The sequence below is a fragment of the Ornithinibacillus massiliensis genome (genome assembly GCF_018310345.1).
Lineage (GTDB): Bacteria > Bacillota > Bacilli > Bacillales > Amphibacillaceae > Ornithinibacillus > Ornithinibacillus massiliensis.
Window position 1 is genome coordinate 41,965 of record NZ_JAGXBY010000007.1, and the last position, 26,999, is coordinate 68,963.

Annotated in this window: 26 protein-coding genes; 21 read left to right on the forward strand and 5 right to left on the reverse strand. The window is 37.9% G+C overall.

Features of this window, described 5'->3' with window-relative positions; translation table 11 throughout:
- Positions 1-86: 86 nt before the first annotated feature.
- The 18 genes from KGF86_RS16955 (at position 87) to KGF86_RS17040 (ending at position 18,497) form a co-directional block, all read left to right on the forward strand.
- Positions 87-1,487: a YfcC family protein gene (locus KGF86_RS16955; protein WP_186870693.1), complete on the forward strand. Its 1,401-nt coding sequence runs from the start codon at positions 87-89 to the stop codon at positions 1,485-1,487.
- Between the two features lie 295 nt (positions 1,488-1,782).
- Positions 1,783-2,946, forward strand: a complete 1,164-nt coding sequence (locus KGF86_RS16960; RefSeq protein WP_186870694.1) for a M20 metallopeptidase family protein — start codon at positions 1,783-1,785, stop codon at positions 2,944-2,946.
- Between the two features lie 648 nt (positions 2,947-3,594).
- Positions 3,595-4,665: a phosphate/phosphite/phosphonate ABC transporter substrate-binding protein gene (locus KGF86_RS16965; RefSeq protein ID WP_246521683.1), complete on the forward strand. Its 1,071-nt coding sequence runs from the start codon at positions 3,595-3,597 to the stop codon at positions 4,663-4,665.
- Positions 4,666-4,745: 80 nt separating this feature from the next.
- The gene (gene phnC / locus KGF86_RS16970; protein ID WP_186870696.1) at positions 4,746-5,528 is read left to right on the forward strand and encodes a phosphonate ABC transporter ATP-binding protein; all 783 of its coding nucleotides are present in this window, start codon (positions 4,746-4,748) and stop codon (positions 5,526-5,528) included.
- Positions 5,521-6,336, forward strand: a complete 816-nt coding sequence (gene phnE, locus KGF86_RS16975; RefSeq protein WP_211742537.1) for a phosphonate ABC transporter, permease protein PhnE — start codon at positions 5,521-5,523, stop codon at positions 6,334-6,336. The genes phnC and phnE (KGF86_RS16975) overlap by 8 nt, the downstream gene beginning before the upstream one ends.
- Before the next feature lie 15 nt (positions 6,337-6,351).
- Positions 6,352-7,158 carry a phosphonate ABC transporter, permease protein PhnE gene (gene phnE / locus KGF86_RS16980; protein ID WP_186870698.1) on the forward strand — a complete coding sequence of 269 codons (807 nt, stop codon included), beginning with the start codon at positions 6,352-6,354 and terminating at the stop codon, positions 7,156-7,158.
- A 555-nt stretch (positions 7,159-7,713) separates the two neighbouring features.
- Complete coding sequence (locus KGF86_RS16985; protein WP_255488157.1) at positions 7,714-8,379, forward strand: sugar transferase; 666 nt, start codon at positions 7,714-7,716, stop codon at positions 8,377-8,379.
- An 89-nt stretch (positions 8,380-8,468) separates the two neighbouring features.
- On the forward strand, positions 8,469-9,653 hold the full coding sequence (locus tag KGF86_RS16990) for a glycosyltransferase family 4 protein (RefSeq protein WP_186870699.1): 1,185 nt from the start codon (positions 8,469-8,471) through the stop codon (positions 9,651-9,653).
- 18 nt (positions 9,654-9,671) lie between these two features.
- Positions 9,672-10,676, forward strand: coding sequence for a polysaccharide deacetylase family protein (locus KGF86_RS16995; RefSeq protein WP_186870700.1), 1,005 nt, complete (start codon positions 9,672-9,674; stop codon positions 10,674-10,676).
- A gap of 28 nt (positions 10,677-10,704) precedes the next feature.
- The gene (locus tag KGF86_RS17000; protein WP_186870701.1) at positions 10,705-11,976 is read left to right on the forward strand and encodes an O-antigen ligase family protein; all 1,272 of its coding nucleotides are present in this window, start codon (positions 10,705-10,707) and stop codon (positions 11,974-11,976) included.
- Positions 11,973-12,722, forward strand: coding sequence for a YveK family protein (locus tag KGF86_RS17005; protein ID WP_186870702.1), 750 nt, complete (start codon positions 11,973-11,975; stop codon positions 12,720-12,722). The genes KGF86_RS17000 and KGF86_RS17005 overlap by 4 nt, the downstream gene beginning before the upstream one ends.
- Complete coding sequence (locus KGF86_RS17010) at positions 12,706-13,380, forward strand: CpsD/CapB family tyrosine-protein kinase (protein ID WP_186870703.1); 675 nt, start codon at positions 12,706-12,708, stop codon at positions 13,378-13,380. Before KGF86_RS17005 ends, KGF86_RS17010 begins: the two co-directional genes overlap by 17 nt.
- Positions 13,381-13,401: 21 nt before the next feature.
- Positions 13,402-14,229 carry a GNAT family protein gene (locus tag KGF86_RS17015; protein ID WP_186870704.1) on the forward strand — a complete coding sequence of 276 codons (828 nt, stop codon included), beginning with the start codon at positions 13,402-13,404 and terminating at the stop codon, positions 14,227-14,229.
- Positions 14,230-14,271: 42 nt separating this feature from the next.
- The gene (locus KGF86_RS17020) at positions 14,272-15,108 is read left to right on the forward strand and encodes a peptidoglycan bridge formation glycyltransferase FemA/FemB family protein (RefSeq protein WP_211742538.1); all 837 of its coding nucleotides are present in this window, start codon (positions 14,272-14,274) and stop codon (positions 15,106-15,108) included.
- Between the two features lie 37 nt (positions 15,109-15,145).
- On the forward strand, positions 15,146-16,441 hold the full coding sequence (locus KGF86_RS17025) for an oligosaccharide flippase family protein (RefSeq protein ID WP_211742539.1): 1,296 nt from the start codon (positions 15,146-15,148) through the stop codon (positions 16,439-16,441).
- Positions 16,442-16,461: 20 nt separating this feature from the next.
- On the forward strand, positions 16,462-17,523 hold the full coding sequence (galE, locus tag KGF86_RS17030; RefSeq protein ID WP_186870707.1) for a UDP-glucose 4-epimerase GalE: 1,062 nt from the start codon (positions 16,462-16,464) through the stop codon (positions 17,521-17,523).
- Positions 17,513-17,866, forward strand: coding sequence for a helix-turn-helix domain-containing protein (locus tag KGF86_RS17035; protein WP_186870708.1), 354 nt, complete (start codon positions 17,513-17,515; stop codon positions 17,864-17,866). Before galE ends, KGF86_RS17035 begins: the two co-directional genes overlap by 11 nt.
- Positions 17,867-17,942: 76 nt before the next feature.
- Positions 17,943-18,497 carry a metallophosphoesterase gene (locus KGF86_RS17040; protein WP_186870709.1) on the forward strand — a complete coding sequence of 185 codons (555 nt, stop codon included), beginning with the start codon at positions 17,943-17,945 and terminating at the stop codon, positions 18,495-18,497.
- A 450-nt stretch (positions 18,498-18,947) separates the two neighbouring features.
- On the opposite strand, the gene KGF86_RS17045 is transcribed toward KGF86_RS17040, so the two are convergent.
- Positions 18,948-20,066 (reverse strand): C39 family peptidase, encoded by a 1,119-nt coding sequence (locus KGF86_RS17045; RefSeq protein WP_211742540.1) that lies wholly within the window; start codon positions 20,064-20,066, stop codon positions 18,948-18,950.
- A 250-nt stretch (positions 20,067-20,316) separates the two neighbouring features.
- Between KGF86_RS17045 and KGF86_RS17050 the strand changes: the two genes are divergently transcribed.
- Positions 20,317-20,646, forward strand: coding sequence for a hypothetical protein (locus tag KGF86_RS17050; protein WP_186870711.1), 330 nt, complete (start codon positions 20,317-20,319; stop codon positions 20,644-20,646).
- A 201-nt stretch (positions 20,647-20,847) separates the two neighbouring features.
- On the opposite strand, the gene KGF86_RS17055 is transcribed toward KGF86_RS17050, so the two are convergent.
- The 4 genes from KGF86_RS17055 to KGF86_RS17070 all read right to left on the reverse strand — a co-directional run bounded on the left by KGF86_RS17055 (position 20,848) and on the right by KGF86_RS17070 (position 24,792).
- Positions 20,848-21,615, reverse strand: a complete 768-nt coding sequence (locus KGF86_RS17055) for a LamB/YcsF family protein (protein WP_211742541.1) — start codon at positions 21,613-21,615, stop codon at positions 20,848-20,850.
- A 14-nt stretch (positions 21,616-21,629) separates the two neighbouring features.
- On the reverse strand, positions 21,630-22,577 hold the full coding sequence (locus tag KGF86_RS17060) for a 5-oxoprolinase subunit C family protein (RefSeq protein WP_343221477.1): 948 nt from the start codon (positions 22,575-22,577) through the stop codon (positions 21,630-21,632).
- A complete protein-coding gene (pxpB, locus tag KGF86_RS17065) occupies positions 22,561-23,268 on the reverse strand; it encodes a 5-oxoprolinase subunit PxpB (RefSeq protein ID WP_211742543.1) in 708 nt (235 codons plus the stop codon). Before pxpB ends, KGF86_RS17060 begins: the two co-directional genes overlap by 17 nt.
- Positions 23,269-23,823: 555 nt before the next feature.
- A complete protein-coding gene (locus tag KGF86_RS17070; RefSeq protein WP_211742544.1) occupies positions 23,824-24,792 on the reverse strand; it encodes a sugar phosphate isomerase/epimerase family protein in 969 nt (322 codons plus the stop codon).
- A 172-nt stretch (positions 24,793-24,964) separates the two neighbouring features.
- Between KGF86_RS17070 and KGF86_RS17075 the strand changes: the two genes are divergently transcribed.
- Entirely contained in the window at positions 24,965-25,951 is a 987-nt protein-coding gene (locus KGF86_RS17075; protein WP_211742545.1) for a LacI family DNA-binding transcriptional regulator, read from the forward strand.
- A 36-nt stretch (positions 25,952-25,987) separates the two neighbouring features.
- A complete protein-coding gene (locus tag KGF86_RS17080) occupies positions 25,988-26,995 on the forward strand; it encodes a Gfo/Idh/MocA family protein (RefSeq protein ID WP_186870717.1) in 1,008 nt (335 codons plus the stop codon).
- The last annotated feature ends 4 nt before the right edge of the window (positions 26,996-26,999 follow it).

The following is a 26,999-nucleotide window of genomic DNA, read 5'->3' on the forward strand; positions in this document are numbered from 1 at the left end:
ACTCATAACAAAAAGACCTCAATCATACCTCTCTCAAGTTTTCTATGCACACCCAAAAACGTTATTTATAGAAAGGGATGTGCATCATGAGCAAAAACTCACCAAAAACACGGAAAAAATTTGAATTTCCACATAGCTTTATTATTTTATTTGGCTTAATGATTATTACAGCTATTACGACCTACTTAATTCCAGCAGGACAATATGAGCGTGTAGTAGATGAAAACGGTCGTACGATTGTAGCTGACGGAACCTATCAAACAATTGAATCTACCCCAACAGGCTTTATGCAGTTATTTGAATCGTTGCATCTGGGAATGGTTGATGCAGCGGAGATTATATTCTTTATCTTTATCGTTGGTGGTTCCTTTGGAATATTAGCTGCAACGAAATCAATTGAAGCAGCATTTGGTTCCCTTACGAAAAAACTAAATGGGAAAGAAATCTTCTTGATCCCGGTTATTATGCTATTCTTAGCGATTTGCGGTGGTTCTTGGGGAATGGCGGAAGAAGTTATTCCATTTATTTTAATTGCGGTACCACTTGCATTACGTATGGGATTTGACTCGATGACAGGTACAGCAATGATATTAGTTGGGGTATATGCTGGGTTTGGATCAGCGTTTATGAATCCATTTACTGTAGGAGTTGCCCAAGGAATTGCAGGCTTACCTACATTCTCTGGAATGGGAGTCCGTATTGTTTTCTGGCTTATCTTTGTTGCAGTAGCTATTGCTTATGTGATGATTTATGCAAGAAAAGTAAGAAAGGATCCGACTATCAGTTTAATGTATGAAGAAGATAAGAAACGTGATATTAGCCTTGATGACCAAAGCAGTCAAGGACTAACAAAGCGCCAGGTAGCAATTTTAGTTGTTCTTGCGCTGACACTAGTTGGACTTGCTGTAGGGGTTATTACACAAGGCTGGTATATTACTGAAATCGCAGCATTATTTGTCATCATGGGGATTGTTGTAGGGATTATTGCTAGATTTAGAATGAATGAGATTGCTAATGCCTTTGTAAAAGGCTGTGAAGAAATGGTACAAGGGGCATTAATTGTTGGCTTCGCATATGGTATTTTAAGAATCCTACAAGATTCTAATACAATTGATACCATTCTTTATTTTGTTTCTAATCTAGTTGCAGACTTACCTACAGCACTTGCAGCAATTGGTATGTTCATCGTACAAAGTCTATTAAACTTTATTGTTCCTTCTGGAAGTGGACAGGCAGCAATCAGCATGCCAATTATGGCTCCACTTAGTGATTTATTAGGGGTTAGTCGCCAAACTGCAGTACTTGCGTTCCAATATGGTGATGGAATTTCGAACGTCTTCACACCGACAGCTGGTGTTTTAATGGCTTCATTAGCTCTTGCGAAAATTCCTTGGATTAAATGGTTGAAATGGATTCTACCATTAGTATTAATTCAATATGCTCTAGGGGCAATATTTGTAACGGTGGCTCATTTATTTATATGGTAGGTGGATTTTTAAGGTTACCAAGTAATGGGTGATATGTCCGTGGGAGATAGAACTTACATGGACATATTGGAAAATAGTGACAAGGAAGTATTGTTAGTACATCAGTGACTCGTGATGGGTTGGAATAAAGGCTTTGTTCAATGAATCAACCATTGTCTTACCCTATAATTCCTTTTCATTTATCATGCACTTTTAAGGGATAGAGAGAAATAGCGCAGAATTCTACCAAAAAGGGTATAATATATAAAACATATTTATAAACGAGTTAACCAGTAAGACATCGGAGGAATAGAATATGCTAGAATCAATATTTACCAGATTAGAAGAAATTTATCCAGAGTTAGTTAAGCTTCGTCGTGATTTTCATATGTATCCAGAGCTTTCCCATCAGGAAGTGAATACGCCTAAAAAGATAGCGACATATTTAGAAGGTCTAGGAATCGAAGTGAGAACAGAGGTCGGTGGAAGAGGTGTCGTTGGGACGTTAAAGGGTGGTAAACCTGGTAAAACGATTGCGTTACGTGCGGATTTTGACGCCTTACCAATTCAAGAAGAAACCGGACTTGCCTTTCAATCTCGTGTGCCCGGTGTGATGCATGCATGTGGACATGATTTACACACTGCTTCACTACTTGGGGTTGCTAAAGTATTAAGTGAATATAAGGATCAGATTCCTGGAACAGTGAAATTTATCCATCAGTTTGCTGAAGAAGCTACCCCAGGTGGAGCACTACCGATGATTAAGGATGGTTGTTTGGACGGTGTTGATGTCATTTATGGTGCCCATGTGATGTCTACGGAAGATTTAGGGACGGTAAGTGTAAAAGAAGGTTACTTCTCTTCTGCACAGGATGATTTTAATATTACGATTTATGGAAAAGGTGGACATGGTTCACAGCCACATCTAACGGTTGATCCACTTGTCACAGGTAGTCAACTCGTCGTTAATTTGCAACAAATCGTAAGTCGCCGTGTCGATCCACAACAAGCGGCAGCTGTAACGGTTGGTTCATTTGTTAGTGGGGAAGCGAATAATATTATTCCGGATACAGCTGTCATAAAAGGAACAGTTCGTACATTTGATGAAGAGGCACGCACAATCATTGAGGAAGCATTGGAAAGTGTTACACGATCTACCTGTGCACAAAATGGCGCGAAAGTAGATTATGAATATATTAAAGATTGTCCATCTATTTATAATGATCCAACCGAAACAAAGCGAGTAGAGGACGTTGCTAAAGGATTGTTTGGTGAGGAAAATCTATCGACGGATGCACCAATGATGGGGAGTGAGGACTTCGCGTTTTATACGAAGGAAGTTCCCGCTGTTTACTTTACTGTCGGTGGTCGAAGTGAAGCGTTAGCGGGTGATTATCCGCATCATCATCCAAAGTTTGATGTAGATGAACGTGCGATTATAAATATTGGGAAGATGTTTATTTCATTGGTAACAAAATAAAACTACTTTAGCACTAAGGCGCATCTTATGACGTCTTAGTGCTTTTTTAATCTATTAGAGGGAGGACAGTCCCTACTTCAGGAGAGAATCTTTCCTCATTTAGGGCACATACAGCCTCTCTCTGTTCCCTTTTTCTGCTTTCCTTCCTCATTTAGGGCACAGACAACCTCCCTCTGTTCCCTTTTTCAGCTTTTCTTCCTATTTAGGGCACAGACAATCTCCCTCTGTTCCCTTTTTCCGCTTTCTTTCCTCATTTAGGGCACAGACAACCTCTCTCTGTTCCCTTTCTTCGTGTTCTTTCCTCATTTAGGGTACTGATAACCTCCCTCTGTTCCCTTTTTTCGCGTTCTTTCTGGTACCAACCGAATATATGATTGAGTAGAAGGAATATACCATGAAACGAGACTTAATGAGGTGGAAGAGTTAGAAATGCTAATCGTGCCAGCAGAGTAATTCATAGAAGGATCAAGTCACACCCCAAACTTTTTGATTTAGAAGAGCTATTAGTGTATAGGTGCTAGTAGCTCTTTCTATTTGGAAAGATTCTATTATGCTATGAAGTATTTTTTACAAGTATCTCATATAAACTTCATATTCTAGCTTTATAATTAAATCGGTTAACACAATATGATTATGGGGGAACAAAAATTGAAAAAATTATTGTATGCCATCGTGTTTGGTATGTTTATTAGCTTGTTAGCAGCATGTGGATCTTCGGATGATGCAGAATCAAATAAGGCAAAAAATCCAGATAATAATTCAAAGGAAGGGTCTAGTAATCAAGCAATTGATAGGTTATCAATTGGATTCGTTCCATCGAGGGAGCCTGACGAAATTATTACAGCAACAGAACCATTGAAGAATTTACTAAAAGAGGAATTAGCAACCTTAGGTTATGATATCAATGAAGTAGAGATAACAGTAGGTACGAATTATGAAGCAGTTGGGGAAGGGCTATCAGCTGGAACTATTGACGTTGGTCTAATTCCTGGTGGTACCTATGTATTATATGATGATGGTGCAGAGGTTATCTTAACTTCAACCCGTGCAGGCTTAAGTATTGATTCAGAAGACGCTAAGGATTGGAACGATAATAAACCAACAGAAGCTTCGGATGAACAAGTTACATATTATCGCGCATTAATGATAGCAGGCCCTTCTGAAAAAGGGCAAGCTTTAGCAGAAAAGGTTAACAATGGTGAGGAATTAACATTTGAAGATGTAAACAGTGCTTCATGGGCAGTTATGTCTTCTTCTTCTCCAGCAGGTTATATTTATCCTGCGATTTGGCTAAAAGACAACTTTAGTAAAACAATTACTGATTTAGAAAAGGTCGTACAAATAGATTCATATGGTAGTGCATTTGCTCGTCTAGCAGCAGAGCAAATCGATGTGATGGTTACTTATGCAGATGCTCGACGTGACAATGCTGATGCATGGGAAGCAGATTTTGAACGTGAAGCATCAATTTGGGATGAAACGAATGTAATCGGTGTTACACCAGGAATTTACAATGACACAATCAGTGTCAGCAAAAACTCTGAATTTATGGATGAAGATTTCAAAAAGGCTATCCAAACTGCATTTATAAACATTGCAGAAACTGATGCTGGAAAAGAAGTAATTTCTATTTATAATCATGAGGGGTATCAAGAAGCAACTTCATCTGATTATGATAATGAAAGAAAAGCACAAGAAATAGTACAAAGCCTAAATTAATTCTATTTTCTACTATGATGAAAAAATAAATGAGAGCATCCAATGTGATGTTCTCTTTTTTACAAGAATGGGGATTATACATGATTGAATTTAAAAATGTAGAGAAAATTTATTCGAACAATGTAAGAGCATTGCAAAATATTAACTTAACTATTAATCAGGGGGAGTTTGTGGCGATTATCGGCTTATCTGGAGCAGGTAAGTCTACATTAATCCGATGTATTAATAGAATGCATGACATTACCAGTGGACAATTATTCGTAAACGGCATGGAGGTAAGTTCTCTCAAAGGAGGAGAAATCCGTAAGTTTCGCAAACGAATTGGTATGATATTTCAATCATTTAATTTAGTAACCCGTATGTCTGTACTGAATAATGTTCTTGTTTCGTTTGTACCGGAACTTCCATTTTGGAGAAAACTTACAGGAGTTTTTCCAAAAGAATATAAAATTAGAGCGTTAAGTGCATTAGAACAAGTTGGCATATTAGATAAGGCGTTTGTTCGGGTCGATCAGTTATCAGGAGGTCAACAACAACGAGTAGCACTGGCAAGGACATTAGCACAAAATCCGGAAATTATACTAGCTGACGAGCCGATTGCTTCATTAGATCCTGTTACGGGTAGGCAAGTATTGAATGATTTCAAGCGAATTAATCAGGAGATGGAGCTTTCCGTTATTATGAATATCCACCATGTAGAGATTGCCCTGGAATATGCTAATAGGATTATCGGTGTGAGGGAAGGACAAGTTGTATTTGACGGGAAAGTAGAAGCTGTAACACAGGAGGTTCTGGATTATATCTATAATAGCCATTCTAAGGAGGGACTAGCGACTAGTGAGGGAGAGACAGTTCATGTATGATAAAATTTTCCCGCCAAAATCGCTTACCTTACCAAATGGTAAGATCGTAAAAGAAAAGCGTTCTCGGACACCAATTGTTATCGTTTTCCTTATGATTGCATTATTCTTTTCAATTAAATATACCGGATTTGACATCAATATGTTAGTAAATCGCTGGCGGGAATTTTTTGTGATTGTATCTGAAATGATTCCTCCTAAATGGGAATATGTTTCTCATATATGGCGACCACTTCTGGATACAATTAAAATGTCTTTACTTGGCTCGATGATAGGTTCACTCGTCGCGGTTCCGGTAGCTTTCCTTGCTGCTTCTAACATGATAAAGAATAAATGGATTGTCGGGATATTTAAGATTTTATTAAGTATGTTGAGAACCATGCCAACATTAGTTTCAGCACTTATTGCTACATATATTTTCGGGTTAGGAACACTAGCAGGTACTATTGCCATTTTCTTATTTACTCTTTCATATGTAGGTAAGCTCTTGTATGAGCAAATTGAAAATGTTGATATGGGGGCATTTGAGGCAATGGAAGCTATTGGGATGACAAGGATGCAAGCATTTCGGTATGCTGTTATTCCGCAAATTTTGCCTAATTATCTATCGGTATCTTTATTTTGCTTCGAAGGAAATGTTCGCTATGCAGCTATCTTAGGTTATGTTGGTGCAGGTGGTATAGGACTCATTTTAAATGAAGGCATGGGATGGCGTGACTATGCTAGTGTCGGGATGATTCTATTAATGCTTATTGTTACCGTTTATGTGATAGAAGCAATAAGTGAACACTTCAGAAAAAGGTTAATCTAAAGGAGTAATTCATAAATGGATATATTAGAAAAACAACTTTATGGTTCAACGAGAAATACGCGTTATTTATGGATGATTGCCAGTATCGTTTTTGTGTTATTTGCGTGGTCTTGTTCTGCTATTCATCTACAAAATGTAGAAAAAAGTGGTTGGACTATTGCTTCTAGCATTTTATCGGGTATCTTTAGTCCTGATTTAGATTTATTAGTTAATTTTACAAAGCAGGGTGTCCTCTATTTACTCGTAGAGACGGTCGCTATAGCCTTTTTAGGTACCATTATAGGATCAATTTTGGCTTTACCATTAGCGTTTTTATCCGCCTCTAATATTGTTCCAAAACCGGTTGCATGGTTAACTAGACTATTATTGATAGTTATTCGAACAATTCCAGCCCTAGTTTATGGGTTAATGTTTATTCGTGTAACAGGACTTGGTCCGTTCGCAGGTGTATTAACCATCGCACTTGTTTCAATAGGGATGCTAGCGAAATTATTTGCTGATGCGATTGAAGAATTAGATAAGAAAATTCTAGAGTCGATGACATCTATCGGTTGTACAACCTTCGAAAAAATACGATTTGGGATTGTACCACAGCTGGTTTCTATCTTTTTGTCCGTTATTATTTATCGATTCGATATGAACTTACGAGAAGCATCTGTGCTTGGTCTTGTAGGAGCTGGTGGGATTGGTGCACCTTTAATATTTGCAATGAACTCTTACCGCTGGTCAGAAGTAGGTTCCATTCTAATAGGCCTTGTCCTACTCATTCTAATCGTCGAATTTATATCCAATCGGATACGACAAAAGTTAGTTCACGGATAGTCGTATGCTAATGCTTGTGGACCTTATCAAATTACATATGCTAGACTTGCCGATTTAGTTGACGATTCGGTCGTGGACAATAATATTATGTTTAAGAGGTTGTAAACGGAGGGGGGACGTACCCCCCTTTTTCTATATAACTATCATCTTTACGAAAAATTGCGATAATTTTGATAAGAGGAGAAAAACAGACATAATATCGTGAGACAATAGTATTATAGAAGTATAAGAGGATATAATCTTGATTAAAAAATATAAAATAACTATTGCCAAGAAACATATTATATTTTATGCTATACTTATGTTCTATATAAAGAACCACACTACGCACTTAATTGAACTGAAAAAGGTTTATATAAGTGTTTTTGTTTTATAATTTGGTTCTGTATAGTGAACGAAGTCGGCGATGTCTACTATGCCGTTATCGTTGTAGGCACTCGGTCATGCTGTGGGTTGAAATTACCTTAGACGCTTGTCGTCGATAGCCTGATGTGAGGGCGGGTTAGATGCCCAAGATAAAATTTATAAGTATTCCGATGAGAAGGAGGAATAACGTTGAAAGCTAACACAAACACAACTAGATTGAATAACGATTATACGACTTCAACAAGCATGCCAAACCTCCAGGAAAAACAAAAGGCTGACTTCTATCGTTACTTTAAACGGACAATAGACATTATGATGTCACTACTTTGCTTACCGGTTGCCATTTTAATAGTGGGGATATTTTCTATTTTAATTAAGCTAGATTCACCTGGTCCTTTATTTTATCTGCAAGAAAGAGTAGGACAATATGGTCGGTATTTTAAATTGTACAAACTAAGGTCTATGTATGTAGACGCGGAAAAAGATGGGCCAAGATGGGCATCAGAAAAGGATCCTAGGGTAACAAAGGTGGGCAGGATGATGAGAAGAACGAGAATAGATGAGCTCCCGCAAATTATCAATATTTTAAAGGGGGAGATGTCTTTCATTGGACCACGCCCTGAAAGACCTATATTTACTGCAGAATTCGAAGCGAGGTACCCTGGGTTTACAAAACGATTAGCAGTAAAGCCTGGATTGACTGGGCTAGCACAGGTCAAGGGTGGCTATCATATTTCTCCTAAAGAGAAGCTGGAGCTAGATCTTTATTATATAGAAAATAAAGGGATTCTACTGGATTTACAGATACTATTGAAGACGGTAAAGGTCGTCTGTTTAGGGCAAGGAGCAAGGTAATAGTCTTGTGAGGTGAATCATACGGTAATGTTCCTTCTGTCATTCAGTACTGGATTGGGATGAAGAAATCCATTGGAGGGGGACTTAAAATGAAATGTTTAATCGTAACAACATTAGAGCGGCAAATTTTATTATTTCTGATACCACATATTCAGTTACTACAGGACATGGGCTATCATGTATCCATTGCAACCTCAATCGAAGATAAAGACACACTTCAAGAAAAAGTACCAAATGTATCGCTGTACAATATATCATTTTCCCGTAGTATTCAGAGCTTATCAAATTTCAGAGCCTACTTGGAGTTGAAGAGTCTGTTTCATAAGGAGTCATTTGACCTCGTTCATGTACATACCCCTATTGCATCCTTTGTTGCTAGATTAGCTGCACCAAAAAAGGTACCTATTGTATATACTGCTCATGGATTTCATTTTAATGAAAATGGCTCAAAGCTAGGAAATCGGATATTTTATCTTGCTGAGAAACTTGCAGGAAAAAAAACGCAGCATTTAATTGTCATGAATCAGGAAGATTATCAAAAGGCACAAGGGTTGTTAGATAAAGAAAGGATCCATTTCATACATGGTATTGGTGTGGATACGGACTATTACAATCCAAGAAGCATTTCTCACAGTGATAGGTTTAACCTGAAAGAGAAGTTAGGAATAGAGGAAAGGAAATTAGTCATTACCCATCTCGCAGAATTTAATGAGAATAAGAGACAAATAGATATTGTTCAAGCAGCGGAACAATTAAAAGATGCTTATCAGGATTTCATTATTTTATTAGTGGGAGACGGTACATTATTCGGTGCTATCAAACAGGAAATCAATCGGCGGGGATTATCTGATTTTTTTCGCTGTCTAGGATTTCGGCAAGATATCCGGGAGATTTTAAGCATTACCGATGTTGGGTTATTAGTCTCATTGAGAGAGGGGTTGCCTAAGTCATTAATGGAGATGATGGCTATGGAAATTCCGATAGTCGTTACGGACATCCGAGGTAGTAGAGAGTTAGTTCGCGATGGGAAGAATGGATTCCGAATTCCAATTAAAAGTCCTAATGAATTGAAGAATAAGCTATTATATTTACTTAAATCTCAGTCGCTACGAAACAGAATGGGGGATATTGGAAGACAAGAAGTGTTAGCTAAGTATGATTTAAAGCTAATTCTTGAAGAAACGAAAAGCGTTTATGAAAGAATCCAGGTGCGTAATCTGAATAAAGCGGCTATACGTACGGAGGAAATACAATCAATCCACTATATGGATTAGGTTTATCGGTGGTGAAAAATGCATAACAAAGGTAAATTTGTCATTTCACTTGATTTTGAATTAAATTGGGGTGTATTTGATGTATTAGATTTCAACCAATATAAGCAGCATTTAATCGGTGCTAGAAAGGCTGTTCCGGTGATGCTACACCGATTCAAGCAGCATGATATTCATGCGACTTGGGGGGTTGTTGGTTTTTTATTTTTTTCAACGAAACAGGAATTAGTAAAGGAAGTACCGCAAGTACAACCACAGTATGAGGATAGTACTTTATCCTCCTATCGCCATATTCAGAAGATAGGGGAGAATGAAGTGGAGGATCCGTATCATTATGGGTTGTCACTTATTAAGCAAATCAAACGTATTCCGCATCAGGAAATAGCAACACATACGTTTAGTCATTATTATTGTCTTGCTCCTGGACAGGATGCTCGTACATTTGAAGCTGATTTAGTCAAGGCAATCCAAATAGCAAAACAACACAGTATCTCAATCAAGTCTTTAATTTTTCCTCGTAATCAAGTAAATCAAGCTTATTTATCCATATGTGAGGATCATGGTTTAATTAGCTATCGAGGTTGTGAGGCACATTGGTTATACCAAATCAAGTCCAGTGTCAACGGTAAGGTAAAACGAGCAATCCGACTTATAGATAGCTATATAAATCTTTCAGGCCATCACATATATCCTGTGGAGAACAGGGGACAGGAAGCTAGTCTGGTGAATATCCCATCAAGTCGTTTTCTAAGGCCATATTCCAAGCAGTTCCGATTTCTTGAGGGATTAAAGCTAAAGCGAATTAAGGCGAGTATGACGAGAGCCGCAATAGAAGGGAAGCTATATCATCTTTGGTGGCACCCACATAATTTTGGGGTTCATCTTGAAGAAAATATCCAAATGCTTGATCATATCATCGAGCATTTTCACATGCTAAGACATCAGTATGGGATGGAAAGCCTAACGATGCAGGAAGTAAGTGAGCGAATGGCAAGCCAATTAACAAACGAAACAAAGATCATCTAGCAAAAAAATATAAAATGTGGTGTTTAGAATGTATGTTTCTCTAAAGAAACTGGACTTCTTTCTAATCGGATTATTAGTATTTTGTTTACCATTTATGTTTCATCTTCAAGTAATCATTCAGTTAAATGCTTCTATTAGTGATATTATCTTGATTTTCCTATTGTTTTGGGTCTTTGTAAATAAGGAAAATTGGGATATTATTTCCCGTGTTCTAGCTTATTACCATCTTATTATTATCTATGTTCTACTTCTACTCTACTTTTGTCTAGTCAGCATGATTAACTATTTTACTAATATTTTTGTTGATTATCCGTATGGGATATCAGCTGTAATGAAGTTATCGATTAATTTTATGTATGTAGTGGTGTTTTTGATCTATATCGAAAAATATAAAGAAGAAATGCTTTTACATGTCTTGCGATGGTGGAAATATGCGGCAGTTGTAATATCGATTCTCTGTATTGGTAGTGTGCTATTGTTTCGATTGGGGATTGATAATGGCTTAACATTGCAAGGACGTGCACAAGCAACGTTAAATGATCCGAATTTAGCAGCGTTGTATCTAATCGTTTCGCTAGCAATCATCGCGCTTTATTCGCTTCAAAAAAAGAAAAAAATAGCAATTAATCTATCCATTTTCCTTGTACTGGTTGCTCTTTTTTCAACTGCTTCACGTGGTGGAATCTTAAGTATTGTAATCGGAGTATTGGTGGTAATCTTTCTAGTAGTCATGGCAGGAAGGCTGAAGGAACTCATTCTATTTCTATGCCTAGCATTAATTGGTTTCGTGATCATCTATTTGGTCAATACCTCCTCTAGCATATTAAGCTTTGCTGTAGAGAGAGTAACTAATATCGGATCTGAAGGGGACGGCACCTCTTATCGAGTATTCTTATGGGAATCTGCGATTGAAATGTGGATTCATAATCCTTTGATTGGGGTTGGTATTGGTCAGTTTATTGCGTATTCACAGGAGATGTTTGGGGTTACTTTTGTCAATATTCCTCACAACACCTATTTATCTTTTTTATCAGAGACTGGATTTTTAGGGTTCGCTGCATTTATTTGGTTTCCATTGTATCTGATGAGTAAGCTGGTCCTTGGTTTGATAAGTAGTAGTAATACAGTATTCTTCTATTTGCTTATTACACTAACTGCCATTGGCATTCAAGCGATATCAATAAACATTGAAAACATCCGCTTTATCTGGATTTTTATAACCTTAGCGTTTGTGTTAATTAGGAATGTAGTGAACCACGAATCTTCTCTACAAGTACAGAATCTGGAGGTGAAAAGATGAAGGACACACTTTCCATTCAAGAAATCATTCAGACCTTAAAAAAACGAATGGTTTTAATTATTGGCATAGCGGCTGGCTTAGTTTTAATTGTCGCACTACTTAGCTATTATGTACTACCCTCTACTTATCAATCTTCCTCACAATTTATCGTTATCGAGCAGCAGAATGAAAACATCCAATTCAGCATGAGCCATTTAGAGACTAACTTGGAGCTGATTAATACGTATAAGGAAATCATCAGTAGTCCATTTATCCTGGAAAAGGTGATAACGGAGTTGAATCTTTCTATCCCACTGGATGACCTTCAAAAGGATATTGAAATCACCAGTGGAGATAACTCGCAGGTTGTTACTGTTTCAGCTATTGGACCTAATCTAGAAGAGGCAGCCTTATTAGCTAATACAGTCGTTAATCAGTTCCGAAGTAATATTTCCGATATTATGCCCGTAGAGAATGTTTTTGTGTTATCGGAAGCAAATCCAGCTCTTTCACAGAAACCAATTGCACCAAGACCAATGATGAATATGATAATTGCTAGTATTGTTGGGATGGCGACAGGAATTGGGTTAGCTTTATTTCTAGAACTAGTTAATACAAAGGTAAAGGTCGAACGAGATATAGAAGAGCTAGGAATTCCTGTGTTGGGAGTTGTTTCCACTATGAATAAACATAAACCGAATAGAAGAAAGAGAAAATTAAGCTCTAATCGAAAGGAGGAGAAAAGACTAGATGCGCAAGAGGGATAAAGGTATGCGAGGAACCCTTGTTACGATGGAACGAGTTGAAAATCAAATATCAGAGGAATTTCGAAGTCTTCGATCCAATATTAAATTTGCGTCATTTAATAAGAATATCAAAACAATCGTGATTACCTCGCCAAGCTCTGGGGATGGGAAGACGATGACTGCAGCAAATCTTGCTATGGTATTCAGTCAAGAGGGAAAGAAAGTACTATTAGTAGATGCGGATTTAAGAAAGCCTAGTATTCACTATATGTACGGATTAGTGAATGACTGTGGCTTATGTAATTTTCTTATTGGTCAAAAGGATATCAACGCCATCATTCGAAGTGTCTATCCTAATATAGATGTGATAACTAGTGGACTTACTCCGCCAAATCCACCTGAATTACTTGGTTCTGTCCAAATGAGCGATTTTATTTCTGAGGTAAGAGAACAATACGATGTAGTGGTTTTTGACACACCACCTGTATTAGCTGTAACAGATGCTACTTTAATCGCTAACCAGAGTGATGGTTGCTTATTAGTGGTAAGGGTGAAGAAGAATGATGTAAAAGATGTGATAAAGGTGAAGGAGCAGCTTCATTTTGCTGGAGCTAATTTACTTGGAGCCGTTATAAATGGGAAGAAGCAGGTCAAGAACGAATATTATTATAAGAAATAATGGCTAAAGGAGATTAATAGTATGTTACGCGTTCGGTATAAGCGAGGGTTTCTTAGAGTATTAGAGGTCATGGAATATGAACAAATGGAGAAAGCAACATCGATTGATCTTGCTTTCTATTCTAAAGTAGTCTATCCATTTGAACACCAAAATATGCCATTACGAGATAGAGAGGGTAGGAGTCAAGTAGTGGTACAGCATTGTAAAACGTTACTAATAGATTTACGTGAAACAGAGGAAGCGATTTTTCAAGCAATCCATAAAAATACTAGATACAAGATTAATCGCGCAAGAAAAAGGGATCTGATTTCGTATTATGAAGTAGAGTCACCAACCGATGCAGATTTACATCGGTTTTGCACGTTTTACAACAGCTTTGCCAAACAAAAGAAGATTCCACCGGCAAATATCGACAAACTGCAAGGTTTACGAGACCAACAATCGATTATCTTAACTTATATAACAGATGAAGATGATAGGATGCTATGCTGCCACATCCATTATCTAGTAAAGGAATCTGCTGTCTTGCTTTATTCTGCTTCTGGACGATTTGATAATGCCGAAATGCGGAATATAATTGGAAGAGCAAACCGATATCTGCATTGGAGAGATATGTTGAGCTTTAAAGCTAAAGGGATTGATTGGTACAATTTCGGTGGTTTGTTTGTCGATCCATCTTCTAGTGAAACGAGTAGTATTAATCGTTTTAAGAAGGAGTTTGGGGGTATAGAAGTTAACGAATGGAAACTGCTTCATGCCCAGTCGTTTCTAGGTAGGTTAGTAGCTTTTGCATATAGGATGAAGATTTGTAAGCGGCCAGAGTATGTCAGGGCAAAGATGGTATTTTGAGAAGTAGATCCAGTATACACTCGGGTAGAAAGGATGAATGGCATGTTACAGGTTTTATATAAAAGAGGATTATTAAAGATGGTGAATGCGTTTGAAGTAACAAATATAAAAGAGTGTCAGCCTTCTGATACGGTAATCACGACAAATGTTATCTTCCCTGGAAGCAACTTAGAATGGAATTCAGATGATAAAGCTTTCGTATATTTACTCGGTAAAACATCGCTTATACATTTAAATAGGGAAGAGGAGGAGATCTTTGCCGATATTCACAAAAATGCAAGATATAAGATTAATCGAGCAGAAAAGCGTGACCCTATTCAGTGTTATGTAACAGACTCCCCTAGTGACGTACAGCTTCAACAATTTGTAACCTTTTTTAATAGTTTTGCAAAGCACAAGCAAATTCAAGCTGCCAATTTGGAGAGATTAAAATCTTTTCGTGATCGACAAGCTATTATTTACTCTTATGTAACCGATGAGAAAGATAGACTTCTTTGTGCACATATTCACTATATCGTAAATAATTATAGCTGTTTGCTTTATTCTGCTTCGGCAAGATTTGAAAACTCTCAAATAAGAAATATGATTGGTAGAGCAAATCGACTCTTGCATTGGCAAGACATCAAATTAGCAAAGGCAAAAGGATTAACATGGTATAACTTTGGTGGCATATCAACGAATGAAAAGGATATACCACACCAAAAGATTAATCAATTTAAAATGGAGTTTGGTGGCCAAATAGTAGATGTGTTAACAAGCGTATATGGAATTACGATGTTTGGGAAATGTGCTGCTTTTCTATATAAATTAAAAGCTAAACATCGTCCAGAATATATTACGCAAGAAACAGTAAACAAACATAGTACCTATTCACATTAAAGTGTAAAAAATATAATGGGGCATAAGGAGAAAAGTCGTGATAATTGAAAAATTACCTTTATGGAAGAACATGTCATGGACGGTGGTTGGGAATATTTATTATTCTTTGTCACAATGGTTTATGCTTATTATTCTTGCGAAGTTAGGGACACCAGAATTAATGGGAATATATATGCTAGGATTAGCGATCACGGCACCTATTATATTTTTTTTCGAAATGGATTTACGCGTTATCCTAGTAACGGATGTGAAGCATAGTGTTGAATTTAGTCATTATTTAGGAACAAGAATGATTTCCTTGTTATTTGCTATCCTGACAATCTGTTTATTAGCTATCTTGTTCAATTATACTTTGCTGACGATGTGTATTATTATCATCATTGGGCTGGCAAAAGTCTCGGAATCGATTAGTGATATCATACATGGGCAATTGCAACGATATGAGCGGATGGACTTTATTTCCATTTCTCATATTATAAAAGGAACATTGACTTTGTTGATTTTTTTTCTTCTTTTATTCTTCACTGGGAACTTAGCAATGGCACTTATCGGTCAAGTAATCACTTGGTTTTCCATCCTTTTTTTATTTGATCGAGTCGTATTGAAGCGCTATATCTCCATGAAACCCAAGTTTAAAGTCCCGATTATGAAATCACTACTAACAATTGGATTTCCATTAGGAATTGTTACACTTCTCGCGACATTAAATACAAATTTACCCTTATACTTTGTGGAATATTTCTTAGGGAAAGAAGTGCTTGGTTTTTTTGGCGCACTTCTTTATTTATTATTTGCCGGGAATCGGTTTGTTAATGCTTTAAGGCAACCAACCATTCCGATTTTATCCAATTTATTTGAGCAAAAAGCGTTGAAAGCATTCAATCGTTTTATGATTAAATTAGTAGTCGTTGGTGTTGGCATTGGTATTGTTGGAGTACTACTAGCCTACTTTCTAGGAGAGTGGATTCTAACGATGCTCTATTCGGCAGAATACACTAGCTATAAGGAGGAGTTTGTTCTAGTTATGGTAGCTGGAGTCTTCTTGTATCCACTAATGTTTCTAGACGCTGCTGTTGATTCTGCAAGATATTTTAAGATTCAACCTTATCTCACCCTGCTTTGGATTATTAGTAGCGTGATTATTGGGGAGTTGCTTATCCCGAATTATGGGATAATTGGAGCGGTGTATGTGGTGCTCCTTTCATCTATTATCCAATTTTTCACCTATGTGATTGTTTATAGCTATATTTTAGTTAAGGCAAAAAGGGTGGACAAAGTCGAGGGAGTTCATCCCCACCGAGAGGTTGTTCCCGAGATGAAACATGTACCGTAAGTTTAAAGGAGGGGGATCTATTGGCTATATTAGTGACAGGTGGTGCTGGCTATATAGGAACACATCTTTGCGTAGAATTACTTTATGCTGGATATGATGTGGTCGTTATTGATAATTTTTCAAACAGTAATCCAGAAGCACTTAGAAGAGTGAAAAGGATGACTGGTAAGTTACTTAAAATATATAAACTGGATTTAATGGATAAGAATCGGCTAGCACAGGTATTTTCAATGGAACGCATTGATGCTGTTATTCATTTAGCTGGTTATAAATCCGTTAGCGAATCTACCTCAACACCATTAAAGTATTATGCGAATAATATTGCAGGGACGATTAATCTCTGTGAAGTGATGCAGCGTAATCAGATTAAAAGGTTAGTGTTCAGTTCATCTGCAACGGTTTATGCACCCACTGCTCAACAAGCTCCCATTACAGAAGAACATCCTGTAGGTGCTAGTAATCCATATGGTTACACGAAGCAAATGATTGAAGGGATTTTGCATGGAATAGCACAATCCGATCCATCTTGGAGCATTCGTGTTTTACGTTACTTTAACCCAGTGGGTGCCCATGAAAGTGGACGTATAGGAGAAGATCCTCTAGGTGTACCGAATAACTTAGTTCCTTATATAGCAAATGTTGCGGTCGGTAATTTACCGACGCTTTTTATCTATGGAAATGATTATCCGACAAAGGATGGTACAGGAGTAAGGGATTATATCCATGTAGTCGATCTAGCTAAGGGACATCTACACGCGCTCAAGAAAGTAATGGAATCAATAGGCTTTGATACGTATAACCTAGGAACTGGTAAAGGGTACTCAGTATTAGAAATGGTAAAGGCGTTTGAGGAAGTATCGAACAAAATAATTCCGTACAAAGTTGTATCGAGGCGAATAGGTGACGTAGCAATTTGCTATGCAGATGTATCCAAGGCACGGGAGAAGTTAGGCTGGGAGGCAAAGCGGGATATCATGGCAATGTGTAGGGATACATGGAGGTGGAAAAAGCGTAACCCAAACGGTTATGGCATAGGGGATAGCAAAGCCGATGAAAAAGAGGTAATGGTACATGATTGGTGAAAATCTTAAAAAAGTTAGAGAAATTAGGGGACTCAGTCTATCCGAGTTAGCTGAAAAAGCAGGAATATCTAAGTCTTATTTAAGTAATATGGAACGAAATCTCAATGAAAATCCTTCTATCCAAGTATTAGATAAGATTTCGAAAGCTTTACAAGTTGATATTCAAACATTGGTTGGTGTAAAGACATCAGGTAATGTTGAATTGGATATAGAGTGGATGGATTTTATTGATGAACTAAGGGAATTACGAATTGAAAAAGAAAAGATAAAAGAGCTACGACCCATCATTGAGTTTTTAAAATGGAGGCAAGAGGTTTCAAGTAATGATGGGGAATTGGATTAATGGATTAGGGCCATCTCTCACCTAAATAATAGATGGAAAGCGGGGGACATCCTTTTCTCGCCGAGGAGAGTATAAAGTGAAGAGAATATGGAGGAAATTAAGTCGTATCTTTTTCATTTTAGGACTATGCATGCTAGCTATTTATATTTTAAATGAAATTTCATCTGAAACAATTGGTAGGATTGCGTATTATCCTGACGAGTCATATGGCAGGAGTTGGGAGTATGTCGCCTATCAAAAAAAATTATTGTTTGGGTTACATAAAGCGTTAGAAAGGAAGTCTGAATCCGATTTACTCATTGCACTAAATCATTTTCCAGTAGTAGATGAACGGGTAGATGAAATCATTGATAGTACACTTTTATCTTGGCAGAACTTTGATCTAATCATCTCTGGACATTATCATGGTGGTCAAATTCGAGTTCCCATCCTGGGTGCCGTATTTGTTCCAGAATCCTGGTATCGTTCTGGTTTTTTCCCACCACAGGATCGTGTAAGGAGATTATGGGAGTACTATAACACAAAGCACTATGTAAGTACGGGGTTAGGGAGTAGTAATGCGGTTTCGTTTTTGAACTTTCGATTGTTCAATTCTCCTGAGATAAATTTATTAACGTTTACGGGAGGATGATTTATTAGGTATAAAAAGTGGATGGGAAAACTATTTCTAACATAGGATAAACCGAACATTAAAGTTAGCGCATCAACCCCACCCCGGAAATATATTTGCGGTTGCTTTCAGTACAGGGGCGATATCTGCTCGAAATGACCTCGCAGTGTCTTCTTTACACTTTATCACAGCATAAGTGCACATCTGCTCGAAAAGACCATTGCAGTGTCTTCTTTACCGTTGGGCGGCTGGTGAGCCTCCTAAGTGCTAACGCTCCCCAGGGGTCTTACCGATGCCTTTCCTCCCACAGGAGTCTCCGTATATTTCCGGGGTTAATGTGGTGATGGTTCGTTCTTCATTACCTTTGTTTTAGTTTTGTCCCAGCCTCTGGTATTTGTAAAATAACTCAATTTTTATAAGTCCTTTCTTTAGTATGATGAAAGATAAAGAATAGATTCACTTTGGACAATTTTAATGTACGATTAATGCATGCTTACCCATTTCAAAATAACTATTAAAAAATACATCCGCATTATATGTGACCTGTCCTTGTAGTGGGTCCATCACATGAACTTGATCACCGATTTTTCCGTATAAAACTACCACATGTAAATTAGTAGTCGCGGCATAATACTCTCCAGAATCTTGAAAGTACCAATGAGAATTAATCTTAGGTGCACTTAAATCTAATGTTACCCACATGACAACAGGAATTCCTTTATGAAGATAATCGATAATTGCTTCCTTACTGCTTCCTGTTATATTGTATGCTTTTTTATTACTTCCTTGTTCACTTAAGTATGTATTCGCAGCAGTTACAATAGGTGGGGCATAACTATACCATCCACCAGGCTGTTCCCGAGGATCCCCAACATAATATTCGTATGGATTCGGTCCAAAGCGCTTTTCTCCTTCATATGTAAAAGGCTTCTTTGGTAAATAGTTATCTGCCATGTTCGTTTTGGATACCTGATAACCATAATAGTTTAGTACACTTGTTAAGGTGGTTATCTCGCAGCCATTTGGTAACTCTGGTTTTTGCATGATGGTAGGAACTGGAATATATACTTCCTGTGCTTTCGCTTCTTTTTTCTTCTTTTCTTCTAATCTGTTTTTTTCTTCAGCTGCCGCTAAATTGCTAGGTTCCAAGGATTGTAGTTTGTTGTAGGTAGTCTCATCCACTATTCCATTAGGTTCGAGTTGTACGTGGGACTGAAAGCTTTTCAGAGCTTTTTTTGTTTGGGGATTAAAATTACCGTCTGCAAGAATGTCGTAGCCAAATTTTTGAAGTAGAATTTGTATCTCTTTGACATTTATTCCAGAATCCCTGAGTTTAATGGGGAGGAAAGATTCGTTTTCCATATCTTGTTCTGGGGAGATAGAACGATATAACGCATCATCTTTTGAAAATGCCTTTGCTGCTGAGGTCGCTTGACTTTCTGTATGTCCCGTAATTATGGTTGAATCATTACCTAATATGGTATCTTCATCAGATTGAAAAGTTGTCGCAGAGTCAATCTCGGGAAGTAATAATTGCGCAGCGGCTATTACAATGATGACAATTACTATAAGGGTGACCCACTTTTTCACTTGTCCGCATCCTTTCCATAAAGTATCCTGTATTGCTACGAGTTAAAAATACGCAAAATTCCGTTTATTATAATTATACCATATAATCGAATAGAAAATGACTTAAATGAGTTTCACTATCTAAACCGATATGACAGTTACTGGCTTCAATTTGGATTTTTTAGAATTACCTACACTTGATTTTAAACACTACAACAAAGTGTGGTAGAATAAAGAATATAAAATAAACTGAAAATTTGAGGGGTATAGATTGGAAAAAGAAACGAATAACCGAGGTCCATGGACGTTAGTTGCGGTGCTATCCGTCATCTTAATTGTGGGCTTACTTTTAAATCAACCAATGAATCGAGACAAGGCAATTGAAAAGGCAAAAGAATTCGCACCTGCTGAATTTGAAGAAGTTATCTCAGCCCAATTCATTCCTATAAATGAGAATCAGCTAGGAGCGGAATTATGGGAAATTCAGTTGGGTAATGATGACAATCAGAAGGCCATTTTAACTATTAATGCGCAAAGCGAAAAATTAGTTGAAGGTAAAATAATTGATGGCGATACTGGAGAAGTATTGGACGAGTTTTAGTGTGGTAAGTAAAAGTAGCTATGGAATCCTACAAGGTAAAGATTGAGGATTTCATAGCTGTTTTTGTTGAATGTAAGGTGTTATTATTATCCAACTAACTAATCATCCTTATGCATTTCATAATTTAGCTGTATATGTATAACCTTACGATATTATAAAAATCTTGAATACTCATAGAAACGGGCTATTAAGTTGAATTTTTCAGTAGTTAGAAGAAGCAATCATTATCTGATTCTCTTCCAACTTTTCCCGGATCACGCGAATCATCTCCACAGCAGATGGTGTATCACCATGCACACAAATTGTTTGTCCTTCTACTGCTATTTTCTCACCAGTAATAGTCGTAATATAGTTCTCAGTCACCATTTTTAACACATTCACGGCAACTTGATGTGGGTCTGTTATTACCGCTCCTACCTGGCATCTTGGTACTAACGTTAGATCCTTATTATAGGCTCTATCCGCAAATAACTCTAATACGATAGGCTGTCCCTTTTCGTTGGCTACTTTTTCTAATTCTGAGTTTGGCTTAACATATATAGGAAGCTTAGGATTAATAGATTGGACGGCATCAACGATAGATGTCGCAATCATTGTATCAGTATCGGCCATATTATTTAAGTTGCCATGTGGCTTTACATGCTGCATGGTTACGCCATGCTTTCGGCAAAAAATATCAAGTGCGCCAATTTGATAGATAATCAGATTAGTTAGTGTCTTAGACGGTATATCCATGTTCCAACGGCCAAATCCGAGTAGATTTGGAAATCCAGGATGTGCTCCGATACCAACATTATATTTATTTGCCATTGCAACGGTATGGTCCATTACATCCGGGTCACCACCATGGTATCCACAGGCGATGTTTACAGAGGATACGAGCTTAATTACGTCATCATCATTTCCTAATTGATAGGCACCAAAGCCTTCTCCCATGTCACAGTTTAGATCAATCTGTCTTCTTTGCATGGTAAACCTCCTTTTTAGTACTGGCCTGCATTTAATTGTTGGAACAGTTTTTCTTGTTCACGAAGTATCGCGTGTGCTTCCGTTAGCGTAACACATTCAAACGTAATCGAGTCCTTAGGTCTAAGCTGTGCTACCTTAGGAAAATCTGCCTTGATGACTCCGGCAATTTTCGTGTAGCCGCCTACACTTTGCCTACCTACTTGGAAAAGGATGGGTTGGCGATTTTGTGGAACTTGTATGGCTCCTTGGAATAATCCTTCTGAAACAATATCAGCACCGTTCCTGTGCTCGATAGCTGGTCCTTCCAAACGACAGGCCATCCGATCTGAAGCTATTGATACTGTATATTCAGAGGAGAGAAACGTATTGATCCCCCTCATAGTAAATGCATCATCTTGAGGGCCAAGTACAACGCGAATCTTGATATGGTTAGGATATTCCGGAATTAGGCTTGGCAGTAATCTTCTTCTAAAAGGACAGTTAGAAATTCGGGGATAGGTTTCAATGATATCGCCTTTTCTTAAGGCTCTTCCTTCTATCCCGCCTATTCCGCCAATTATATCAGTCGCTCTACTGCCCATTACCATTTCTGCGTTAATCCCTCCAGCCACAGCAATATATGCACGGCATCCGGATAAACTTCCATTAAATTTCAGTATATCGCCTGCTTGAATAGGGAATGAAGTCCACATCGGGGCGGGTTGATTGTTTACTTCGGGTTGTAGATTACCACCGGTGATGGCGATGACCATATTATTCAGTACCTTTAATTGTAAGCCGACTAACGTTGTTTCTATTGTTGCCTCCTGTTCTCTGTTTCCAACGAGAAGATTTGCTATTCGATGTGCATAGGAATCCGCTGCGCCGGAGACTGCGAGACCATATTTTTGATAGCCTTTTCTACCTAAATCTTGTATGGTCGTGAGAAGACCGGGTTTCAATACTTCAAATATAGGAACCACCACCTTGTTGTTGGCGAATGAGTTGATCATGTTCTTCCTTTGTAATTGCTTTAAATGTAACCCTGTCACCAGGTGAGAGTAAAAAAGGATTATTCCGTTGTGGGTCATATAAAGTTATTGGCGTATGGCCGATTAATCGCCAACCTCCTGGACTAATTACTGGATAGATACCGGTTTGGTTGTTGGCAATCCCAACACTCCCTGCATGAATCCGTGCCCGTGGGTTTGCTAGTCTAGGAGTTGCGATTTTACTAGATAAGCCACTTAAAAATGGGAACCCTGGTGTAAATCCTAAGAAGTTTACAGTATAGCTAGGAGTGGTGTGAATTCGAATCACTTCTTCTTCAGATAAATTATGGTAATGGGCTACGTCAGCTAAATCAGGACCAAGCGCTCCGCCGTATAAGACAGGAATTTCAACTTGGTTAGTCTGTTCTCTTTTGGATAAGTCGATTTGCTGAAGGAGCTCTTTCAGTATTTGAAGCATGGACTCATAGGTAATTTTCATTGGATTATAGTGAACGAGTAGGCTGGAATAACCTAGAATTACCTCTTCCATTCCTACTACCTTTTTTTGTTCAACGAGCTCTGCAAGTTTTCGAACGGATTTACTAGTTTCATTACGAATATGTTGTCGAGAGAAAGTAACTAGAATGGATTGATCTCCTGCGATGTTAAATGTGACATTCATGTGAAGCCCCCTTCTCCATTATACATGAAGTGAAAAAAATCACTCAATTTGAATGTGCTTCATAAAAATTCATAGTAGTGTTTGAATACATATTACTTTGCTTGATATGAAACCTATCCATGTATAGAAAATCCATGATGGCCAAGAGTTTATTTTAGTTCCGTCTAGTAGATCTACTAAATTGTAATAGTTAACAAAGAGTTTACAGAGGGTTTATATTCTACTAATAAATGGTATTTATAATATAAATTGTAGTAAGGATTACTCTTCATTAGTTGTTTTCTGGTTTATGATATATACCCCCTACTTAAGATAAAAGGACACGAACTGCTCACACCACTACGGCAGTTGGTGTCTTTTTATGTTTGGTTTAGTATGTGTGTACGGCGGATGGCTTTGGCATTTTTCGAACCATAGAAGATTTATTAAAGGAAAGAGCAGCGTAGAGATTTTTAAAACTACTGTAAGCTCACCAAACAGCCCACCGGTTTCCCCATGACTTCATGGGACTAGTAGGCTGTTCTCATTGTTAATGAAAAGGTTGTTAGTACGATATTACGTCCACCACATATCTTCAATAGACTCTTTCACCATAACGGCTTTTAAGGTTTGGATGGCTTTTGTGAAGCCTTCTTCTATCGACATTAGTCCGTCTTCGTGTTCAATACTTACAACGTAATCATAGCTGTAAAGGCGAAGTGTGCTAATCATATCAGCCCATTCTTTTCCGTCATGACCGAATCCTACTGTACGAAAATACCATGCACGATTTTGCATGTCAGAATAGGGGGTCATATCGGTTAAGCCATTTTTGTTCGTATTCGGTTGGTCGATAATCGTATCCTTGGCATGGAAGTGATGAATAGCATTTTCCCTACCAAGTATTTTAATGGCCTCAATTGGGTCAATGCCTTGCCACCACATATGACTTGGGTCCAGATTTGCTCCAATGGCCGGTCCACATGCTTCTCGTAGTCGTAATAGTGTTGCAGGTGTATGTACAGAAAATCCCCCGTGGAGTTCAAGACCAATTTTTACATGATGCTTCTCGGCAAAGGCTGCTTTTTCCTTCCAATAAGGAATGAGCTTTTGTTCCCATTGCCACGTTAAAATTTCTTGAAAGTCATTTGGCCACGGTGCTACTGGCCAGTTTGGGTATTTTGCATCTTCATGGTCCCCTGGACAGCCTGAGAAGGTATTGATTACTGGAATACCTAGTTGGCTAGCTAGTTTAATTGTTTTTGTCAGTGTTTCATCTGCTTCTTTTGCGATCTGTTTTTGTGGGTGAAGTGGGTTACCATGACAACTTAAAGCGCTTACAATCAATCCGCGATCATTAATCTTATTTAGAAAATCCGCTTGCTTCTCTTGGTCATCTAGTAGTTCATCTAATGAGCAGTGAGCATTTCCTGGGTATCCACCTGTACCTAACTCGACTGCTTCGATTCCTTTTGCGACAACATAATCTAACATATCTTCAAGACTTTTATCGGAAAATAGTACGGTAAAGACGCCTAACTTCATGTAAAAAACCTCCTAAAAATGTAATCCGTTACATTCATTATACATAAAAGTAATCAAAATCAATATAATTTTATAAAAAAATAGTCAATTCATTATTGACAAACAATTCTTATAACTCTACAATCAAATTGTAATCGATTACATTTAGAATGAACTGAAAGTAGGAATCATCATGGCAAATATACATCAAATCGCCGAGCGGGCAGGTGTTTCTGTTGCAACGGTGTCCAGGGTATTAAATAATGCACCTACCGTATCACCAAAAACTAGAAGTAAAGTGGAGAGCGCGATCAAAGAATTAAATTATCAACCGAGCATGCTAGGAAGGAATTTACGAAATTCAGAGAGTCGTCTTATCTTAGTATTATTACCGACCTTCTCTAATCCATTTTATTCCGAAATTATTAACGGCATTCAAGATACGGTGATTGCTAAAGGGTATAATATTCTGTTATGTGAAACAGATTCAAGACCAGAGCGAGAAAATATTTACTTTAATATGGTAAAGAACAAGCTTGCTGATGGTGTAATTTCGATGGATCCAACCATCAATATGAAAAAACTAAAAGAATTAGCGGAAAGCCATCCCGTCATCCTTTGTAGTGAATATGAAGAGGGTGGTTGTATTCCATATGTGACCGTTGATAGTGAGCTAGCTGCTTATCAAGCGGTAAAGCATTTAATTCAGCTTGGCAATGAAAAGATTGCGCTAATCAATTCGGATGAAAAATTTCTCTATGCTCGACAACGACGTGCAGGATTCGAGCGAGCGTTAAAGGAATTTAGTTTACCAATTCGTGAGGAATGGATATATCATACGAAGGGATTAGATTTTCAGCATGGTGTTCATGCGATGCGCATGCTACTTCAACAAGAAGAAAAACCGACTGCAGTGTTTGCGGTTTCTGATACATTGGCTATAGGCGCATTGAAGGCAATCAATATGGAATTGAGAGCGATGGAGCCAATTGCAGTTGTCGGTTTTGATAATATTAGTTTTTCAAGTATGACGAACCCGACTCTAACAACGGTATCCCAGCCAATGTATAACATGGGCTGTACGGCAGCAGATATGCTGTTGAATAGTATGAAGGGGGAGCGGGTGGAAAATATCGTATTGGATCATGAATTAATTATTCGTGAATCCACGATGGGATAGTACCAGTGATTTTCACCAAAGAGGGAGGTTTTGCTGATGGGGTTTAATGTAGGTATCATCGGATGCGGATCTATTACAAGGTTCCGACATGCTCCAGAATATAAAGCGAATCCACATGTGGAGGAGATTGTTTTTTATGATCGAAATATCGAGCGTGCAGAGAGTCTTGCTTTAGCGTTTGGCGGGCGGGTTGCAACGAGTTTAGAGGAGCTGTTAAATGATCCTTCCATCGTTGCTATTAGTGATTGCTCCTCTAATGAAGCCCATCACATTCATACCACTAAAGCGCTTTTGCAGGGCAAGCATGTATTGTGTGAAAAGCCACTAGCTATAAGTGTGGCACATGCAGAAGAAATTGTCGAAGCAGAGAAAACGTCAGGAAAAATCCTCATGCTTGATCATAATCAACGGTTTACTAAGGCACATATAAAAGCAAAAGAAATCATTGCCAATAAAGAATTGGGTGAGGTCTTAACATTTAAAACTACCTTCGGACATGAGGGGCCAGAAAGCTGGGGCGTTACGAAATCGAATGCAACCTGGTTTTTCCAAAAGGATCGTTCCTATTCTGGGGTTGCAGGTGATTTAGGGATTCATAAGATTGACCTCATTCATTGGCTACTTGATGATGAAATTGTAGATGTAAAATCCTTTTCCGGTTCACTTGATAAAGTAGATGAGAATGGAAATCCTATCGAGGTTCCAGATAATGTTGTTTGTGCGCTAAAAACGAAACAAGGTAGGCTTGGGACGGCCACTTTTTCTTGGACCTATTATGGAGTAGAGGATAATTCCACAACGATTTACTGTCAAAAAGGAATAATTAAACTCTATCACGACCCCAATGCACAGCTGATTGTAGAAATGCGTGATGGAACGGTTGTGAAATATGAAATGGAGCAGCTACAAACCAATGATAATCAAACTAGTACGGGTGTCATTGATGCATTCATTGATTGTATTGTAAATGAGAAAGCTTCCCCTGTTACGAGTCGAGAGGCGATTGCATCATTGAAGGTAATTGAAAAAATACTTCAAGGATAAAATT

Bases quoted from the DNA above. Each gene is read 5' to 3' on its own strand.
- KGF86_RS16955 (WP_186870693.1), top strand. From the start codon at position 87: ATGAGCAAAAACTCACCAAAAACACGGAAAAAATTTGAATTTCCACAT.
- KGF86_RS16960 (WP_186870694.1), top strand. From the start codon at position 1,783: ATGCTAGAATCAATATTTACCAGATTAGAAGAAATTTATCCAGAGTTA.
- phnC (WP_186870696.1), top strand. From the start codon at position 4,746: ATGATTGAATTTAAAAATGTAGAGAAAATTTATTCGAACAATGTAAGA.
- phnE (WP_211742537.1), top strand. From the start codon at position 5,521: ATGTATGATAAAATTTTCCCGCCAAAATCGCTTACCTTACCAAATGGT.
- phnE (WP_186870698.1), top strand. From the start codon at position 6,352: ATGGATATATTAGAAAAACAACTTTATGGTTCAACGAGAAATACGCGT.
- KGF86_RS16990 (WP_186870699.1), top strand. From the start codon at position 8,469: ATGAAATGTTTAATCGTAACAACATTAGAGCGGCAAATTTTATTATTT.
- KGF86_RS16995 (WP_186870700.1), top strand. From the start codon at position 9,672: ATGCATAACAAAGGTAAATTTGTCATTTCACTTGATTTTGAATTAAAT.
- KGF86_RS17000 (WP_186870701.1), top strand. From the start codon at position 10,705: ATGTATGTTTCTCTAAAGAAACTGGACTTCTTTCTAATCGGATTATTA.
- KGF86_RS17005 (WP_186870702.1), top strand. From the start codon at position 11,973: ATGAAGGACACACTTTCCATTCAAGAAATCATTCAGACCTTAAAAAAA.
- KGF86_RS17010 (WP_186870703.1), top strand. From the start codon at position 12,706: ATGCGCAAGAGGGATAAAGGTATGCGAGGAACCCTTGTTACGATGGAA.
- KGF86_RS17015 (WP_186870704.1), top strand. From the start codon at position 13,402: ATGTTACGCGTTCGGTATAAGCGAGGGTTTCTTAGAGTATTAGAGGTC.
- KGF86_RS17020 (WP_211742538.1), top strand. From the start codon at position 14,272: ATGTTACAGGTTTTATATAAAAGAGGATTATTAAAGATGGTGAATGCG.
- KGF86_RS17035 (WP_186870708.1), top strand. From the start codon at position 17,513: ATGATTGGTGAAAATCTTAAAAAAGTTAGAGAAATTAGGGGACTCAGT.
- KGF86_RS17055 (WP_211742541.1), bottom strand. From the start codon at position 21,615: ATGCAAAGAAGACAGATTGATCTAAACTGTGACATGGGAGAAGGCTTT.
- pxpB (WP_211742543.1), bottom strand. From the start codon at position 23,268: ATGAATGTCACATTTAACATCGCAGGAGATCAATCCATTCTAGTTACT.
- KGF86_RS17070 (WP_211742544.1), bottom strand. From the start codon at position 24,792: ATGAAGTTAGGCGTCTTTACCGTACTATTTTCCGATAAAAGTCTTGAA.
- KGF86_RS17075 (WP_211742545.1), top strand. From the start codon at position 24,965: ATGGCAAATATACATCAAATCGCCGAGCGGGCAGGTGTTTCTGTTGCA.
- KGF86_RS17080 (WP_186870717.1), top strand. From the start codon at position 25,988: ATGGGGTTTAATGTAGGTATCATCGGATGCGGATCTATTACAAGGTTC.